Here is a 15,965-nt window from a genome sequence, read left to right on the forward strand (position 1 = left end):
TCCGTCACCGGAGATACAATGTCCAAGCTGAGCTTTGTTGCCATCGCACTCGCCCTCGCGTTCTCCGGAGGCGCATCGGCACAATCGTCCGATCCGCGCGGCGCGTGCAAGACGGACTATGACAAATTCTGCGCCGGCATCGCGCCGGGCGGCGGCCGCGTCGTCGCCTGTCTCGACGGCAAGCGCGATCAGCTCAGCGCGACCTGCAAGGCGGCGCTGGACAACAGGAAGAAGAAATAGCCCTGGTGTCCCGGACGCGCGGGTCTAACCCGGGAGTGGCGGCGGAGCGGAGGGCTGTTCGACCGGCGGCGGCGACGGCGGCTGCTCGGCCGCCTGTGCGGGAGCGGGCCTCGCCAGCGGCTCCTCCACATTGCCGCCCTTGTAGACGCGGGCATAGCGGTGGCCGAGGCTGGTCAGCACCTCATAGCCGATCGTGCCGAAATGATGCGCGAGCTCGTCGACGGTGATGCCCTCGCCGAGCAGCGTCACCAGGTGGCCGCGCCGCACCGCGTTCGGCGGCAGGTCGGTGATGTCGATGGCAATCAGGTCCATGGAGATGCGGCCTGCGACCGGACAGCGCTTGCCGGCCACGATCACCTCGGCGCCGCGAGTGCCGTCATTGGAGCTGGCGGCGCGGAAATAGCCGTCGGCATAACCGACCGCGATGATCGCGAGCTTGGTCGGCCGCCGCGCGCTCCAGGTGCCGCCATAGCCGACCGTCTCGCCGCGCTCGATAGTGCGGATCTGCACGATGCGCGCCTTGAGGTCGACCACCTGCTGCATGGGATTGTCGGCCTCCGGCGTCGGGTTGACGCCGTAGAGCGCGGCCCCCGGACGCACCATGTCGAACTGGAACGGCGCGCCCAGGAAGATGCCGGAGGAATTGGCGAGCGCGGCGGGCACGCCGGTGAACTCGCTGGCGATGCCGCGAAAGGCCGCGAGCTGTCTGGCATTGACCGGGCTATTGAGCTGCTCGGCCGCGACCAGATGGCTCATCACCAGCGTGATGCCGTGATCGCCGGCATTGATGCGGGGGATGATGGCCTGCGCCTCGGACAACGTCAGGCCCAGCCGGTTCATGCCGGTGTCGATGTGAACGGCAGCGCCGCCGGTCCATCCGGTGCGGCGGCAGAACACGTCCCATTCGGCGAGCTCGTTGAGATCGCCGATCACCGGACGGCAATTGATCTTGGCGTAGTGCTCGCCGGTGTTCTGGAAGTAGCCGCCGAGCACATAGATCGTGGGTTCCGGCACCGCCGCGCGCACCTTGCGCGCCTCCTCGATGGTGGCGACGAAAAACGTCTTGCAGCCGGCCTTGCTCAGCGCGCGCGCGACCTCCGCGCCGCCGCAGCCATAGGCATCGGCCTTGATCACCGCCGCGCACTCGGCCGGTATCGCCGTCTTCTCGAGCTTGCGCCAATTGGCGATGATGGCATCGAGATCGACCGTGAGCACGCCGCCATAGGCGGCGAGCGCGGCGGCCTGGTTGGCCTCCGCGGAGAGAGGGCCGGATTGCGGATGCATTTTCGGGTCGGACACCATTGTCATGGCGCCGTTTTACGCAAGAGGCCTGTCCGGTTCAAGGAACTCAGTAGTCGTTGTCGCTGCGAGCCGGCAGCTGACTGTCAGGCGCAAGGTCGCCGAACCGCGTGACCGAGGCTTCGAACGCCAGATCGACGGTGCCGGTTGGGCCGTGGCGCTGCTTGCCGATGATGACCTCGGCCTTTCCATGGGCAAGACTCATGTCGAGCTGCCACTTCTCGTGTTCAGGCGTGCCCGGGCGGGGCTCCTTCATCGCGAGGTAATATTCCTCGCGATAGACGAACAGCACGACGTCGGCGTCCTGCTCGATCGATCCGGATTCACGCAAGTCGGAGAGCTGCGGCCGCTTGTCGTCGCGCGATTCCACCTGACGCGAGAGCTGGGACAGCGCGATCACGGGCACGTTGAGCTCTTTCGCCAATGCCTTCAGGCTGGTCGTGATCTCCGTGATTTCCTGCACGCGGCTGTCGCTGGCGCGCTTGCTCGAGCCGGACAACAGCTGGATGTAGTCGATCACCAGCAGGTCGAGCCCCTTCTGGCGCTTTAGCCGGCGCGCGCGCGCCATCAGCTGCGCAATCGACAGGCCGCCGGTGGCATCGACATAGAACGGCAGCGATTGCAGCTCGATCGAGACCTCCCGGATCTTCTCGAAATCGGCTTCCGAGATGCCGCCGCGGCGGATGTGGGAGGAGGGAACACCGGTGCGCTCGGCGACGATACGCGTGGCGAGCTGGTCGGCCGACATTTCGCAGGAGAAGAAGCCGATCACGCCGCCATTGGCGGCCTTCGTGGTGCCGTCGGCCTGGACTTCCGGAACGTAGGCGCGCGCGACATTGTAGGCGATGTTGGTCGCAAGCGAGGTCTTGCCCATGCCGGGACGGCCCGCGACGATGATGAGATCGGAGTGCTGCAGTCCGCCCATCTTGGTGTCGAGGTCGCGCATGCCGGTCGAGATGCCCGACAGCTTGCCGTCGCGCTGGAACGCCTTGGCCGCGAGATCGACCGCGACCGCCAGCGCCTGCGAGAATTTCTGGAAGCCGCCGTCATAGCGGCCGGATTCCGCCAGTTCGTAAAGCTTGCGCTCGGCGTCCTCGATCTGCGCCCGCGGCTGGAAGTCGACCGGCGCGTCATAGGCGACGTTGACCATGTCCTCGCCGATTCCGATCAGGTCGCGCCGCAGCGACAGGTCGTAGACGGTCCGGCCGTAATCCTGGGCGTTGATGATGGTGGTCGCTTCGGCCGCGAGCCGCGCCAGATATTGCCCAATGGTCATGCCGCCGACATCGGTGTCGGCGGGCAGGAAGGTCTTGAGCGTGACGGGCGTCGCGATCTTGCCCATCCGGATCAGGCTGCCGGCGGTCTCGAAGATGGTCTGGTGCAGCGGTTCGAAGAAATGCTTCGCCTCCAGAAAGTCCGACACGCGATAGAAGGCGTCGTTGTTGACCAGGATCGCGCCGAGGAGGCTCTGTTCCGCCTCGATATTGTGCGGTGCGCTCCGATAGGCAGGAGTTCCGGCGTCGGGCGCGAGTTTGAGGACGTTCGAATCAGTCAGGGCCATGGTCGGACGTGCTTAACAATTTTCTTAGGCGGATGCGGGGCCGGGATAAAGCGCCGCCTCACGCCAAAGCGGAAGCGAAAGCTGACCGCTATCAACCGCTCAGTTAAAATGGTGGATGATTGCCAGCTGCGGCAACTGCCGCGCTTGACGGATTTTCACGGAACCGGGGTTGCCGCTGGAAGCGGCCGCGACCGTGCCATGAAAAATCCTAAACCCGTGAACCCAATGGATTGGCGCGCAGACCTAACCGGGAGGGCGCGCGAATTGACGCGCGCTGGGAGCTTTCGGCTCGGATTCAGACCAGCAGGAGGTAGACCAGCGCGACCAGGGCCGCCCCAACGCCCGTGACGATCAGGGCGTAATCGGTGCGGAGGTCGTCCTGCACGTCGAATGAGGTTTGGGTCTCTTTGCTCATGGCGACGATCTAAGCCAGGTCCGACGAGACTTATGTGAACCAGATCACATCTCCCCGGATTCTTTCGGCTAGAGGCGGAACAGGCCGGCGGGCAGGGGGTTGTCTCCGTCCCGCCAGCAGGGAGACGAGGCGATGCGGCCAGAACGGCAGCACCAGACGTGGCGAAGCGAGGCCGGCAGCCGGCTGTGGCTGGCAGGCCTGATCGCGGCCATGGAGTACGCCGAGCGCCCCGAGGTGCGGAGTCAGCCGGTCGCCCCCGAACTTCTCGTGGAACTCAGGGCACAACTGGCGCTAACCGCCTCTTTCCGGCAGATCTCGACCCTGCGCCACTAGAACCGATTCATTCGCCTGCCAGCTTCAATCTGGGCTTAGCGCCGCCTTCGATCGCCCGCAGCCGGCCTTCCTCGCGTGCAATGTATTCGCGTGTGATCGGCACCACGCCCTGACGCCTTGTGAGCTGGATCTGAAAATTCATCATGTCCTGCTTGCGGAACGTCATCTCGCAGGCCGCCAGGTAAAACTCCCACATCAGGGCGAAGCGCTCGTCATAGAGCTGCACGGCCTCCTCGCGCCGCGCCATGAAGCGCTCCCGCCAAGCCTTCAGCGTCTCGGCGTAGTGCAGGCGCAGAATCTCGATGTCGCAGACCAGAAGGCCCGCGCGCTCGATCGCCGGCAGCACCTCCGACAAAGCGGGGATATAGCCGCCGGGGAAGATGTATTTGGCGATCCAGGGATTGGTGGAGTCCGGTCCCTGCGAACGGCCGATTGAATGCAGCAGCATGACACCGTCCTTGCTCAGAAGCTCGGCACAGCGCTGGAAATAGGTGTCGTAGAAGCGGGCGCCGACATGCTCGAACATGCCAACCGAGACGATGCGATCAAACGGGCCAGCGATGTCGCGATAGTCCTGAAGCAGGAATCTGGCGGAGCCGGTCAGGCCTTTTTCGGCGGCGCGCGCATTGGCGATCTGCAATTGCTCGGTCGAGAGCGTGATGCCGGTGACGTCGGCGCCGGCAATCTCGGCAAGATAGAGCCCAAGCCCGCCCCAGCCGGAGCCGATGTCGAGCACGCGCTGGCCGCTCTTGACGAGCAGCTTGGCGGCGATGTGCCGCTTCTTCGCGAGCTGCGCATCGTCGAGCGTTGTTTCCGGCGTCTCGAAATAGGCGCAGCTATATTGCTTGTCGGCATCGAGGAAGAGCGAATAGAGGCGGGCGTCGAGATCATAATGGTGCGCCACGTTGCTGCGCGAGCGCGAGCGTGGATTGAACTGCTTCAGATGCCGGGTCAGATAGCGCAGGTGCCACCAGGGTTTTGCCCACTGCGGCAATAGGTCGGGTTGATCGAGCAGGATCGCGAGGGCATCAGCTATGGTGCCGCGCTCGACGACGAACTCGCCGTCCATATAGGCCTCGCCAAGCCCGAGCTCGGGATTGATGAGGACCTTCCGTTCCGCGTCGGCGGTGACAAAGCGCACCGCCACGGGCTCGCCAGAGCCTTCGCCGACGGTGAACTTCACCCCGCTTGCGCCGGTCACCGTCAGCGATCCGCGGCGGACGAATTGAGACAGGAATTTACGCAACAAACGGTCCATCGCCACCTACCTCTCGAGCGAACCCGAAGAGATGCGACTAACCCGGCTTTCACATCTGACGCCCAGGTCCCGCTCCGGTTCCTATGCGTTTGCATCCAATCTAGGGCGCAGGCTGCGACTCCGCTATTGCACTGTGTTCACAGCCGATATTCCAAAATCGCTTAATCACATCCTCGCGCGCGGGAAGCCTTCCATTCGCGGCTCAATCCGCTAAAAGGTGACCGCCGCCGCGCCGCCTGCCGGCTGCATTCACGGAATTCATGGAGATGATGGGAATGTCGAGCCGAGCGCTCAGCCTCGCGACGGTATTGCTTCTGATCGGCTTCGGCGCAGCCGACACCGTTCTTGCGCAGGCGACGAACCTCGAGGCCGGCAAGACCCCGTCCCAGCTTTTTGCCCAGACCTGCAACGTCTGCCACAAGAGCCCGCGCGGATTGTTGAAGTCGGTGGCGCCGGGCTCGCTGCCGGGCTTCCTGCGTCAGCACTACACCACGAGCTCGGACATGGCGGGCGTGCTCGCCTCCTATCTCATCTCCAATGGTGCGACCGATACCCGCTACCAGGCCAAGGAGGGCAAGAAGGACGCCAACACCGCTCCGGGCCAGTCGCCTGAACATCAGGGCCGTCGCCAGCGCGCGCAAGACGCCGCCAGGCCGGAAGCCGAAGGCGCAGCTCCAGCTGCAGAGGGCACACGTCAGAAGCGCAGCGCGCGACCGGCCGAGGAAGGCGTCAGGCCCGAGGGCGAGGCAGCGCCCGAGGGACGCAAGGCCAAGCGCCGCGCCAAGCCCGAGGATGCACCGAAGGTCGATGCCGCCCCGCCGGCCAACGACAAGCCGAAGGCCGAGTCAAAGCCTGATAGCGCAAAGTCCGAGCCCGAGGCCAAGCCTGACAGCGCGAAGGCCGAGCCGCGCGGCAGCGAAGCGCCGGCGGCGCGCCCCGATCCGGCCTCGCAGGTCACGCCTGCTGCACCAGCTGCCGTCAAACCGGCCGAGCCGACCACACCGAAGCCGGCGGAAGAGACTGCGCCCAAGCCGGCCGCCCCTGCCGCGAGCTCCGAATCGGCACCTGCCGTCAGACCGCAGGAATCATCGCCGCCCCCGACCGCCGCAGCCCCGCGCGCAGCGCCAGACTCCTCCGGACCGCCGGCGCCGCCGATCTCGCGCTAGCCGGCTCACGCCCATTCCAATTGTGGCGGAGGTCGCGTTCATCGCGGCCTCCGCTTCGTCTTGACCATAATTAGAGTAATGCTCTAGAGTGCTGCTCCAAGGAGACTTCGATGACCGCGAGCGTGCGTGACGACCTGTTGGCGGCGGGGCTGGTCGTGTTCGACCGCGTCGGCTTCGAGGCCGCAACGGTGGCCGCGATCCGCGCCCGGGCGCGCGCCTCCAATGGCAGTTTCTTTCACGCCTTCGGCTCGAAGAAGGAGCTCGCCGGTGCGCTCTTCCTGGAAGTGCTCCGGCACTATCATGCAGCGGTGTTGGCAGCGCTCGATCCCCTGCCCGATGCGGAGCAGGGCATCGGCCGCCTGATCCGGGCGCATCTCGACTGGGTCGTCACCAGCCGGCGCGAGGCGCGCTATCTCTTCGAGATCTCGCGCAGCGAATGGGGCGAGGACGTGCGCGAGGCCCAGCGCATGCAGAATGCGCGCCTCGCCGAAGGCATCGAGCGCTGGCGCGGGCCGCTGGTTGCAGGCGGCGAGCTTCTGCCGATGACGCCGGTGATGTTCGTCAGCCAGCTGATCGGTCCGGCGCAGATCTTCTGCCGCGCCTTCCTGTCGGGTCGCGACCGCACCGATCCGCGCCTCGAGGCCGACACGCTGATTGCCTGCGCCATCCGTGCGCTACGGCCGTTCGATCGCATCAACAAGCAATAAGGAGAGATCGCATGCGAGCCGAAGCTGATCCGGAATTCGCGCCCATTGCCGAGCGCATCCATGCCAATGTCGGTCGGCAGGGTTTCATGAACCTGGTCGGCGCCGAGCTGTCTGAATTGTCGCGGGGCACCTGCACCATCGCCGTTGAGCGCCGGCCGGAGCTGCTTCAACAGCACGGCTTCTTCCATGGGGGCGTCACCGCCTTCCTGGTCGACAACGCCACGACGATCGCGGCAGCCACCTCGCGCGGCCAGCCGGCGCTGACGGCGGAATACAAGCTCAATTTGTTGTCGCCTGCGGTCGGAGAAAAGCTGATCTGTCGGGCAAAGGTGATCAAGCCGGGCCGGCAGGTCGCGGTGGTCGCGGCCGATGTGTTCTGCGTCAGCGACGGCGTCGAGAAACATACGGCTACCGCACTGGCCTCGATCGCGATGCTGAGCGAGGAGGTCAAGACAAAAAGCCCGGCTGCGTGAAGCAGCCGGGCTGATTGGCCCTCTGTAGTCATTGCCGGGCTTGACCCGGCAATCCATCTTCTTGCGCAGAGTCTGGATGGATGCGCGGGTCGAGCCCGCGCATGACGAGTTGAGCTTGTGGCTTACTTCTCTTCCTCAGCTGGCGCCGGCGCGACGTCGTCGTGCTGGGCTTCCGGATCGAAGAACTCGCCGGCGGCTGCGATCGCCTCGGCGGCCGCGTCGCGGTCCTCGTTGCGGGTGGAGATGTCCTCGCCGCGGTTGATGCGCTCGGCCTCGTCCTGGCTGCGCGCGACCGTGACGGTGATCTCGACCTCGACCTCGGGGTGGACGGCAACGGTGATCGAGTGCTTGCCGATGGTCTTGATCGGTGCGTCGAGCTGGATCTGCGGGCGAGCCAGCGAAACGCCATCGGCTTCGAACGCGATGACGATGTCACGCACGTTGACCGAGCCGAACAGCTGGCCGGCCTCCGAAGCCTGACGGATCACGATGATGTTCTTGCCCTCGATCTTCTCGGCGACCTTGGATGCTTCTGCCTTGGACGCAAGGTTGCGGGCCTCGAGATCGGCCTTCATGCCGTCATACTTGGCGCGGTTGTCGGCGGTGGCGCGCAGCGCCTTGCCGCGCTTGAGCAGGAAGTTGCGCGCATAGCCATCGCGAACCTTCACGACCTCGCCCATCTGTCCGAGCTTGTTGACGCGTTCCAGCAAAATGACTTCCATATTCGTTCTCCTTTGAAGTGGTCTGAGTTGCAGTTTTCGGGTTGGACTTAAGGGGTTGGCAGCGGCGGCGGCTGCCGGCTGCGCAAAAAGCGCTCGCGGAAGCCGAACACGGCGTCCGCAAGACCGAGAATCACCACCGCGATCAGGGGCCAGCCGAACACGACGACGACGACGTAGAACGAGCCGAGCCAGAACGTGCGGCTCTTGAGCGCCAGCGTCAGCGTGTGCAGCACGGCGAAGCCGGTCATCGCATAGCCCATCATCAGCGCCGCCGCGGCGATCTGCGCGGCGATCGCGAGCAGGCCGCTGGTAAAGGAGAAGGCGAGGGCGATGCAGAGCGCGACCAGCGTCATCGGCGGCAGCTCCGCCGATTTGATGTCCGGCCATGGACGGCGCAGCCGACCCGATGTCGCGGTCACTTTGGCACTGAGCCAGAGGTTGAGCGTCAGCGTCAACATCGCGATGAGGGTGGCAGTCGCCGGTGCGATGCGCACCAGCACGTCGACGAACCGGCCGGCTTCGCTAGAGGTTTGCGGGTCGGTGGCGCGCAGAAGACGCATCAGTCCCCGCCGGAGCGAACCAGTGATGGTCTCTGCGTCGGTACCGAGCGTGAGCAGGGCTGCGATCGTGGTCAGCGCGGCGAAGCCCGCGATCCAGAGCAGGATGCGGCCGACCGGGTACCATTCGATGACGGGCTCAGCCGACGGAGCGGTCGCGGTGGCGTCAGGCGCGAGGGGGCCGACCTGCCGACCGAGCAGGACGAGATGGCCGAGCCACCAGGCCGGCAAGGCGACCGTGACGGCGAAGGCGATGCAGTAGGGCAGGCCGAACAGGGCGCCGAGGCCGATCGCGGCGGCAATGCCGCCGAGGCTTGCGCAAAGCGGTCCCCAGCCGATCGAGGCGACCATCAGCGGCAGCGATGCGAGATAGAACAGGACGAGCGAGATCAGCGCGCCCGAGATGATCGAGGCGAACATCAGCGCCGACGCAGCGCCGGCGATCAGGGCTATCAGCACAAAGGCCATCATCAGCTGTCCCGCTCCCTTCGAGCGGTTAGAGGCATTTCGCCCCAACCATCGGCGACCGGACGACCCGGAAGCCTTATGAGTTCAATTGGCGACCGGCGGCGATTTCGCCGCCGGCCGAATTCGTCTTAGCGAATAACGTAGGGCAACAGGCCCAGGAAGCGCGCGCGCTTGATGGCGCGGGCGAGCTCACGCTGCTTCTTCGCGGACACTGCGGTGATGCGGCTCGGCACGATCTTGCCGCGCTCGGAGACGTAACGCATCAGCAGCTTGGAGTCCTTGTAGTCGATCTTCGGAGCATTGGCGCCCGTGAACGGGCAGCTCTTGCGACGACGGAAAAACGGGCGGCGTGCACCAGCTTCAGCCATTGGTCTTACTCCCCATCCGTGGTTTCAGCTTCATCGCGCGGACGGCGCGGACCGCGATCACCTCGGAAACCGCCCTCGCGGTCGCCACGGAAGCCGCCTTCACGCTCGCCGCGGAAGCCGCCGCCGCGGTCGTCACGCTCGCGATCACGGTCGGCCTTGCGCATCATCGCGGACGGGCCCTCCTCGAGCTCCTCGACACGGACGCTGAGATAGCGGATCACGTCCTCGCTGATACGCTCCTGGCGCTCGATCTCGGCGATCGCCGCGGACGGCGCGTCGATGTTGAGCAGCACGAAGTGCGCCTTGCGGTTCTTGTTCATGCGGTAGGTGAGGGAGCGAACGCCCCAATTCTCGGTCTTGGTGATCTTGCCGCCGAGACCTTCGACGATACCGGTCATCTGCGCAGTCAGCTCTTCGACCTGCTGCGGGCTCGCGTCCTGACGCGCGAGAAACACATGCTCGTAAAGAGGCATGGAAGTCCTTTCCTCATGTTGGCGCATCGCCCGGCGTCAAACCCTTAAGAGGCCTTCGGAAAGGACTCTGGGATCAAGCTCAGAAGGCGGAAACACGGGACGACGGGCCGACTGGCCCTGCCACACCAAAATCACGAATGATTTGCTGAGACCGTCCGTTCAGCTCCCGGCCGGGGTCTGCGGATGGGCGCCTTATACGGATTTTGGCCGGCTTTGCAAGATTGGGAGCCAAGTTTCGGCCTGGACGGCTGGATGCGAGCCGGGACGGGCCCGCAGATCCTAGCGGCTTGATTTATTTGTTTGTATAGCATACAAACAAATCAGCGGGAGGAGCAATGGCGGACAATTCTGCTCAAGTGCCATTCGAAGCGGGCGCCGGTGACCCCAAGCACGCGGCGCGCGCCACGCGCTCGGCGGGCCGCAAGATGCGCTCGCTGCTGCTGGACGCGGCGAGCCCGCTGTTCCGCGAGCGGGGACTTGCGGGCGCCTCGATCACCGACATCGCAGCCGCGGCTGACGCGTTCCCGAGCCAGATCACCTATTACTTCCGCACCAAGGAGGCGCTGTTCGTGGAATGCGCCTGCCGCGAGCTCTTGTATCTCGCGCGTGCGACTGAGCAGGCAGCGCTGAGCGCGCGCACGCCGCGGGAATACACCCACGCGCTGGCCGAGACGGTCACGGCGAGCGATTCGGTCGCTTTCTTCGCTGAAGCTTTGACGCTGACGCGGCGGCGCCAGGATCTCGCGCCGTTGGTCGAGCGCACCGTCGAGCGCCTGCACGGCGAAGGCGCGCGCGCCTATGCGAGCCAGGTCGAGCGGCACGGCTGGCGTTCCCTGCGGGCGCCCGACGAAAGCTCGCGGCGATTCTGGGCCGTCGCCATCGGCGTCATCCTCGAAGGCTACGCCATGGGACGTTCGCCGGAGGAGCTCTGCGCCGAGATGCTGCGTGTGCTCGGCGAGCAGATGAAATCCGACACGGCACGCCTGCGGCTCGTCGATGACGGGTCAAGTCCGAATGAGGGGAGTTAGGCCATGACCGCGCTTCGTATGCGTGCCCGTGATTTCCTGACCGACGATCAACTGGCTGACGTGCGTCGGCGCGCGACCTGGAAAGGCTTTGCGCTGATCGCTCATGCCTGGGCGCTGATCGCAGGCGCGATCGCACTGGTGGCGTGGTGGCCCAATCCGATCACCTATATTCTCGCCGTCGCCATCATCGGCTCGCGCCAGCTCGGGCTCGCTATCCTCATGCATGACGGCGCCCATGGCTGCCTGTCCGCCGACGAGAAAACCAACCTGACGCTGAGCCAGTGGTTCTGCGCCTATCCGCTGTTTGCGGAGACGCGCAGCTACCGGCGCTATCACTTGCAGCATCACGCGCGCACCCAGCAGGAGGACGATCCCGATCTCGTGCTGTCGGCGCCGTTTCCGATCACCGGGCTGAGCTACCGCCGCAAGTTCATTCGCGATATCACCGGGCAGACCGGCTACCAGCAGCGCAAAGCGCAATTGCTCAATGCGCTCGGGCCGAAGGACTGGCCGTGGCGGCAGCGGGCGGTGCATTTCTGGGAGAAGCTCGGCCCGCAATGCGTGGTCAATGCGATCATGTTTGCGGCGCTCGCTGCGGCCGGCGTGTGGTGGGCTTATCCGCTGCTCTGGCTGGTGCCGCTGCTGACCTGGATGATGGTCATCACCCGTATCCGCAACATCGCCGAGCATGCCGTCGTCCCCGACAGCAATGATCCCTTGCGCAACACCCGCACGACGCATGCCAATTTCCTCGAGCGGTTGTTCATCGCGCCGTATTACGTGAACTATCACCTCGAGCATCACCTGCTGTTCTACGTGCCCTGCTACAACCTGCCGAAGGTGCATCGCCTGCTGAGCGCCAGCCGGCACGCGGGGCGCATGGAGGTGCAGCCGGGCTACGCCGCGGTGCTGCGGCTCGCGACGGCAAAGCCGAACCAGGACGATCGGCCGGGGCAAGTGGTCAACAGTGCACGCCGCGCGCGGGCGGGGGCAGAGGTCGACGCCAACCAGACGGCCGGCGGATTCTAGCGGTACCTCATCCCCGGTTGAATGCCTGTGGGTTCCCATCCCTGGCTTGACAGTCCGACCCCGGACAGTGTCTACGGCCCCCTTTGGAGCGTGATCCGGAACCTTGGCCTGAGGCCGCGCGTAATCGGCTGCCGGTTCTCATGAGGATCACGCCCGACGAGAGGGAGCGCCGATGACGGCAGCATTCACATTTCCGGGGCAGGGGTCCCAGGCGGTCGGCATGGGCAAGGCGCTGGCCGACGCCTTTCCGGTGGCGCGCGCCGTATTCGACGAGGTCGATACCGCCCTCGGTGAGAAGCTGACGGCGACCATCTGGGATGGCCCGGCCGAAACCCTCCAGCTCACCGAAAATGCCCAGCCGGCGCTGATGGCGGTGTCTATCGCCACCCTGCGCGTGCTCGAGGCCGAGGCCGGTTTTTCCGTCGGACGGGACGCGGCCTTCGTCGCCGGGCACTCCCTCGGTGAATATTCGGCGCTAGCGGCGGCCGGCAGCCTGACGATTTCGGACACCGCGCGGTTGCTTCGCACCCGCGGTCTCGCAATGCAAAAGGCCGTGCCGGTCGGGGCCGGCGCAATGGCCGCGCTGCTCGGCCTCGATTATGAGGCCGCCATGGAGGTCGCAGGCGAGGCGGCGCAGGGGCAGGTCTGCCAGGCTGCCAACGACAATGGCGGCGGACAGGTGGTGGTCTCCGGCGACAAGGCCGCGGTCGATCGCGCTGTCGAGATCGCCAAGACCAAGGGCGCCAAGCGCGCGATGCTGCTGCCGGTGTCCGCACCGTTCCATTGCAAGCTGATGCAGCCTGCAGCCGATGCCATGGCGGAGGCGCTCGCGAATGTCACGATCAAGGCGCCGGCGGCGCCGCTGGTCTCGAACGTGCTGGCGAGCGCCATCACCGATCCCGACGAGATCCGCCGCCGCCTGGTTGAGCAGGTCACCGGTACGGTGCGCTGGCGCGAGTCGGTTGCCTATATGGCAGGGCAGGGTGTCACTCGGTTCTTCGAGATCGGCGCCGGCAAGGTGCTCACGGGCCTCGTCAAGCGCATCGCGGACGGTGCCGTCGGCGTTGCGGTCGGCGGTCCCAACGACATTGCCGCCGCCAAGGATGCATTGGCCGCTGCCAAGCAGGGCTAGAGGAGTTCTTCGATGTTCGATCTGACTGGCAAGAAGGCGCTCGTCACCGGCGCGACCGGCGGCATCGGCGGCGCGATCGCGCAGGCGCTGCACGCGCAGGGCGCGACCGTCGCGATCTCCGGAACGCGCAGGGAGGTGCTGGATGAGCTTGCCGGCAAGCTCGGCGAGCGCACCTTCGTGCTGCCCTGCAATCTTTCCAAGGCCGACGAGGTCGAGGCGCTGGTGCCCGCAGCGGAAGCTGCCATGGGCCAGGTCGACATCCTCATCGCCAATGCCGGCATCACCCGGGACAATCTCTTCGTGCAGCTGCGCGACGAGGACTGGGAGGAGGTCATCAACGTCAACCTGACCGCGACCTTCCGCCTGGCGCGTGCCGCGACCAAATTGATGATGCGCAAGCGCTTCGGCCGCATCATCGCCATCACCTCGGTGGTCGGCGTCACCGGCAACCCCGGGCAGGGCAACTACACCGCGTCCAAGGCCGGCCTGATCGGCATGATCAAGACGCTGGGCGCCGAATACGCCAAGCGCGGCGTCACGGCCAATTGCATCGCGCCCGGCTTCATCAAGACGCCGATGACGGATGCGCTCAACGACAAGCAGCGCGAAACGATTCTGACCAAGGTTCCGGCCGCCCGCCTGGGGACGCCCGAGGACATCGCGGCAGCCGCAGTCTACTTGAGTTCGAACGAAGCGGCTTACGTCACCGGGCAGACCATTCACGTCAACGGCGGCATGGCCATGATCTGACGCTTCATTCCGCACCGCCCAACGGAGCTGGCGCTGGATGCGGCAAACGGCCGTTTTCGGTGTGAAATGAGGCTTGTAGTCAAGGCAATTGAAGTGTGATAACCGGACCTTCAACGGATGGGCAAAGAACGCCATTGCAGGTTTTTGAAACCCTGTATATTGGCGATGCGGAGCCTTGGCCGTCGTTCGCCGGGCCTTGCATCGGTTAGGATGGGGCCAAATCAAAGTTCGTAAGCGAAGGCAGTCAAACGACCACGACGGCTCGTATCGTCCCGGGGGGTCGGGTCTACAGGGAACAACACGAGGTTAAGCAATGAGTGACATTGGCGAGCGGGTTAAGAAGATCGTGGTCGAACACCTTGGTGTTGAACCCGAGAAGGTTGTCGACAACGCGAGCTTCATCGACGACCTCGGCGCCGACAGTCTGGACACCGTCGAACTGGTGATGGCGTTCGAAGAGGAATTCGGTTGCGAGATTCCGGACGACGCCGCGGAAACGATTCTCACCGTCGGCGACGCCACGAAGTTTCTCGAGAAGAACGCGAAGAGCTAAGGCTCTTCATTTCGCGGGGACAACATTTGAAACCGGACGGGCCGCTTCCCAGCGGTCAGCCGGTTTCTTGTTATTGGCCGTGAATCTTTCGATACGGAGTTTTCGGATATGAGGCGGGTCGTCGTCACGGGTCTTGGCATGGTGTCGCCACTCGGCTGTGGCGTCGAGCCGACCTGGAAACGCATCCTGAACGGCGAAAGCGGTGCGCGCCCGATCGAGAGCTTCGATGTCTCCGATCTGCAGACCAAATACGCCTGCACCGTCGTGCGCGGCGACGGCACCAACGACACTTTCAATCCCGATATCTGGATGGAGCCGAAGGACCAGCGCAAGGTCGACGACTTCATCATCTTCGGCATGGCCGCAGCCGGCCAGGCGCTCGACGATGCCAATTGGCATCCCGAGACCGAGGAGGACAAGTGCGCGACCGGAACCATGATCGGATCCGGCATTGGCGGCCTCAACGGCATCGCCGACACCGCGATCCTGCTCAAGGAGCGCGGGCCGCGCCGGGTGTCGCCGTTCTTCATTCCGGGCCGCCTGATCAATCTCGCCTCCGGCTACGTCTCGATCGCGCACGGGCTGAAGGGACCGAACCATTCGGTGGTCACGGCCTGCTCGACCGGCGCGCATGCGGTCGGCGATGCCGCCCGCCTGATCGCGCTCGGCGATGCCGACGTCATGGTGGCCGGCGGAGCTGAGTCGCCGATCAGCCGCATCGGCATTGCCGGCTTCAATGCTGCGCGCGCGCTGTCGACCGGCTTCAATGAGACGCCCGAGAAAGCCTCGCGTCCCTACGACAAGGACCGCGACGGCTTCGTGATGGGTGAGGGCGCCGGCGTCCTGGTGCTCGAGGAGCTCGACCACGCCAGGCGGCGCGGCGCGAAGATCTACGCCGAGGTGATCGGCTACGGCCTTTCCGGCGATGCCTATCACATCACCTCGCCGTCCCCCGACGGCGATGGCGGCTTCCGCAGCATGTCGGCGGCGCTCAAGCGCGCCGGCCTCACGGCCGCCGATCTCGACTACATCAACGCGCACGGCACCTCGACACCGCTCGGCGACGAGATCGAGCTCGGTGCGGTCGAGCGCCTGCTCGGCAATGCCGCCTCCAAGGTCGCGATGTCCTCGACCAAGTCGTCGACCGGTCATCTCCTCGGCGCGGCCGGTGCGATCGAAGCGATCTTCGCCATTCTCGCGATTCGCGATAATGTCGTGCCGCCGACCATCAACCTCGACAATCCCTCGGTCGAGACCGCGATCGATCTCGTGCCGCACACCGCGAAGAAGCGTGAGGTCAACGTCGCGTTGTCGAACTCTTTCGGTTTTGGCGGCACCAACGCGTCGGTGATCGTGCGGCGTCTGACCAGTTAGTTTGTATTTGAGACGAATCCACCGTTTTGCCGTATTCGGCGATAGTCATAGAAGTGGGC

The 15,965-nt window shown here is 65.2% G+C and carries 18 protein-coding genes; 11 read left to right on the top strand and 7 right to left on the bottom strand.

Annotated elements, in window-relative coordinates:
- Nucleotides 1–18 precede the first annotated feature (18 nt).
- Nucleotides 19–240, top strand: a complete 222-nt coding sequence (locus BCCGELA001_RS16960) for a cysteine rich repeat-containing protein (RefSeq protein WP_008551855.1) — start codon at nt 19–21, stop codon at nt 238–240.
- Between the two features lie 24 nt (nt 241–264).
- On the opposite strand, the gene alr is transcribed toward BCCGELA001_RS16960, so the two are convergent.
- Nucleotides 265–1,548, bottom strand: a complete 1,284-nt coding sequence (gene alr, locus BCCGELA001_RS16965) for an alanine racemase (RefSeq protein ID WP_144441334.1) — start codon at nt 1,546–1,548, stop codon at nt 265–267.
- A 40-nt stretch (nt 1,549–1,588) separates the two neighbouring features.
- Nucleotides 1,589–3,100 (bottom strand): replicative DNA helicase, encoded by a 1,512-nt coding sequence (locus tag BCCGELA001_RS16970; protein WP_008551850.1) that lies wholly within the window; start codon nt 3,098–3,100, stop codon nt 1,589–1,591.
- A 547-nt stretch (nt 3,101–3,647) separates the two neighbouring features.
- Here BCCGELA001_RS16970 and BCCGELA001_RS16975 point away from each other — a divergent pair.
- Nucleotides 3,648–3,848: a hypothetical protein gene (locus tag BCCGELA001_RS16975; protein ID WP_060735845.1), complete on the top strand. Its 201-nt coding sequence runs from the start codon at nt 3,648–3,650 to the stop codon at nt 3,846–3,848.
- Between the two features lie 7 nt (nt 3,849–3,855).
- On the opposite strand, the gene BCCGELA001_RS16980 is transcribed toward BCCGELA001_RS16975, so the two are convergent.
- Nucleotides 3,856–5,106, bottom strand: coding sequence for an SAM-dependent methyltransferase (locus BCCGELA001_RS16980; protein WP_008551843.1), 1,251 nt, complete (start codon nt 5,104–5,106; stop codon nt 3,856–3,858).
- A 275-nt stretch (nt 5,107–5,381) separates the two neighbouring features.
- Here BCCGELA001_RS16980 and BCCGELA001_RS16985 point away from each other — a divergent pair, with 275 nt between their 5' ends.
- From BCCGELA001_RS16985 to BCCGELA001_RS16995, 3 genes are all read left to right on the top strand, one after another.
- Nucleotides 5,382–6,272 carry a hypothetical protein gene (locus BCCGELA001_RS16985; protein WP_060737695.1) on the top strand — a complete coding sequence of 297 codons (891 nt, stop codon included), beginning with the start codon at nt 5,382–5,384 and terminating at the stop codon, nt 6,270–6,272.
- A gap of 110 nt (nt 6,273–6,382) precedes the next feature.
- Complete coding sequence (locus BCCGELA001_RS16990; RefSeq protein ID WP_008551839.1) at nt 6,383–6,979, top strand: TetR/AcrR family transcriptional regulator; 597 nt, start codon at nt 6,383–6,385, stop codon at nt 6,977–6,979.
- Nucleotides 6,980–6,990: 11 nt separating this feature from the next.
- Complete coding sequence (locus tag BCCGELA001_RS16995; protein ID WP_008551837.1) at nt 6,991–7,452, top strand: PaaI family thioesterase; 462 nt, start codon at nt 6,991–6,993, stop codon at nt 7,450–7,452.
- 122 nt (nt 7,453–7,574) lie between these two features.
- Here BCCGELA001_RS16995 and rplI read toward each other — a convergent pair whose 3' ends face one another.
- The 4 genes from rplI to rpsF form a co-directional block, all read right to left on the bottom strand.
- On the bottom strand, nt 7,575–8,174 hold the full coding sequence (gene rplI / locus BCCGELA001_RS17000; RefSeq protein ID WP_008551835.1) for a 50S ribosomal protein L9: 600 nt from the start codon (nt 8,172–8,174) through the stop codon (nt 7,575–7,577).
- 47 nt (nt 8,175–8,221) lie between these two features.
- Nucleotides 8,222–9,202 carry a hypothetical protein gene (locus BCCGELA001_RS17005; protein ID WP_008551833.1) on the bottom strand — a complete coding sequence of 327 codons (981 nt, stop codon included), beginning with the start codon at nt 9,200–9,202 and terminating at the stop codon, nt 8,222–8,224.
- Between the two features lie 125 nt (nt 9,203–9,327).
- Nucleotides 9,328–9,567 (bottom strand): 30S ribosomal protein S18, encoded by a 240-nt coding sequence (rpsR, locus tag BCCGELA001_RS17010; protein WP_007592020.1) that lies wholly within the window; start codon nt 9,565–9,567, stop codon nt 9,328–9,330.
- A gap of 5 nt (nt 9,568–9,572) precedes the next feature.
- The gene (gene rpsF, locus BCCGELA001_RS17015; protein WP_025035823.1) at nt 9,573–10,040 is read right to left on the bottom strand and encodes a 30S ribosomal protein S6; all 468 of its coding nucleotides are present in this window, start codon (nt 10,038–10,040) and stop codon (nt 9,573–9,575) included.
- 335 nt (nt 10,041–10,375) lie between these two features.
- Between rpsF and BCCGELA001_RS17020 the strand changes: the two genes are divergently transcribed.
- The 6 genes from BCCGELA001_RS17020 (at nt 10,376) to fabF (ending at nt 15,906) form a co-directional block, all read left to right on the top strand.
- On the top strand, nt 10,376–11,068 hold the full coding sequence (locus BCCGELA001_RS17020; RefSeq protein WP_060735846.1) for a TetR/AcrR family transcriptional regulator C-terminal domain-containing protein: 693 nt from the start codon (nt 10,376–10,378) through the stop codon (nt 11,066–11,068).
- A 3-nt stretch (nt 11,069–11,071) separates the two neighbouring features.
- Nucleotides 11,072–12,097 carry a fatty acid desaturase family protein gene (locus tag BCCGELA001_RS17025; protein ID WP_060735847.1) on the top strand — a complete coding sequence of 342 codons (1,026 nt, stop codon included), beginning with the start codon at nt 11,072–11,074 and terminating at the stop codon, nt 12,095–12,097.
- Nucleotides 12,098–12,269: 172 nt separating this feature from the next.
- Complete coding sequence (gene fabD, locus BCCGELA001_RS17030; protein WP_060735848.1) at nt 12,270–13,229, top strand: ACP S-malonyltransferase; 960 nt, start codon at nt 12,270–12,272, stop codon at nt 13,227–13,229.
- A gap of 12 nt (nt 13,230–13,241) precedes the next feature.
- On the top strand, nt 13,242–13,979 hold the full coding sequence (gene fabG, locus BCCGELA001_RS17035) for a 3-oxoacyl-[acyl-carrier-protein] reductase (RefSeq protein ID WP_008551807.1): 738 nt from the start codon (nt 13,242–13,244) through the stop codon (nt 13,977–13,979).
- A gap of 313 nt (nt 13,980–14,292) precedes the next feature.
- Nucleotides 14,293–14,532, top strand: a complete 240-nt coding sequence (locus tag BCCGELA001_RS17040) for an acyl carrier protein (protein ID WP_008551805.1) — start codon at nt 14,293–14,295, stop codon at nt 14,530–14,532.
- Between the two features lie 108 nt (nt 14,533–14,640).
- On the top strand, nt 14,641–15,906 hold the full coding sequence (fabF, locus tag BCCGELA001_RS17045; protein WP_060735849.1) for a beta-ketoacyl-ACP synthase II: 1,266 nt from the start codon (nt 14,641–14,643) through the stop codon (nt 15,904–15,906).
- Nucleotides 15,907–15,965: the final 59 nt, after the last annotated feature.

This window comes from Bradyrhizobium sp. CCGE-LA001 (genome assembly GCF_000296215.2).
GTDB lineage: Bacteria > Pseudomonadota > Alphaproteobacteria > Rhizobiales > Xanthobacteraceae > Bradyrhizobium.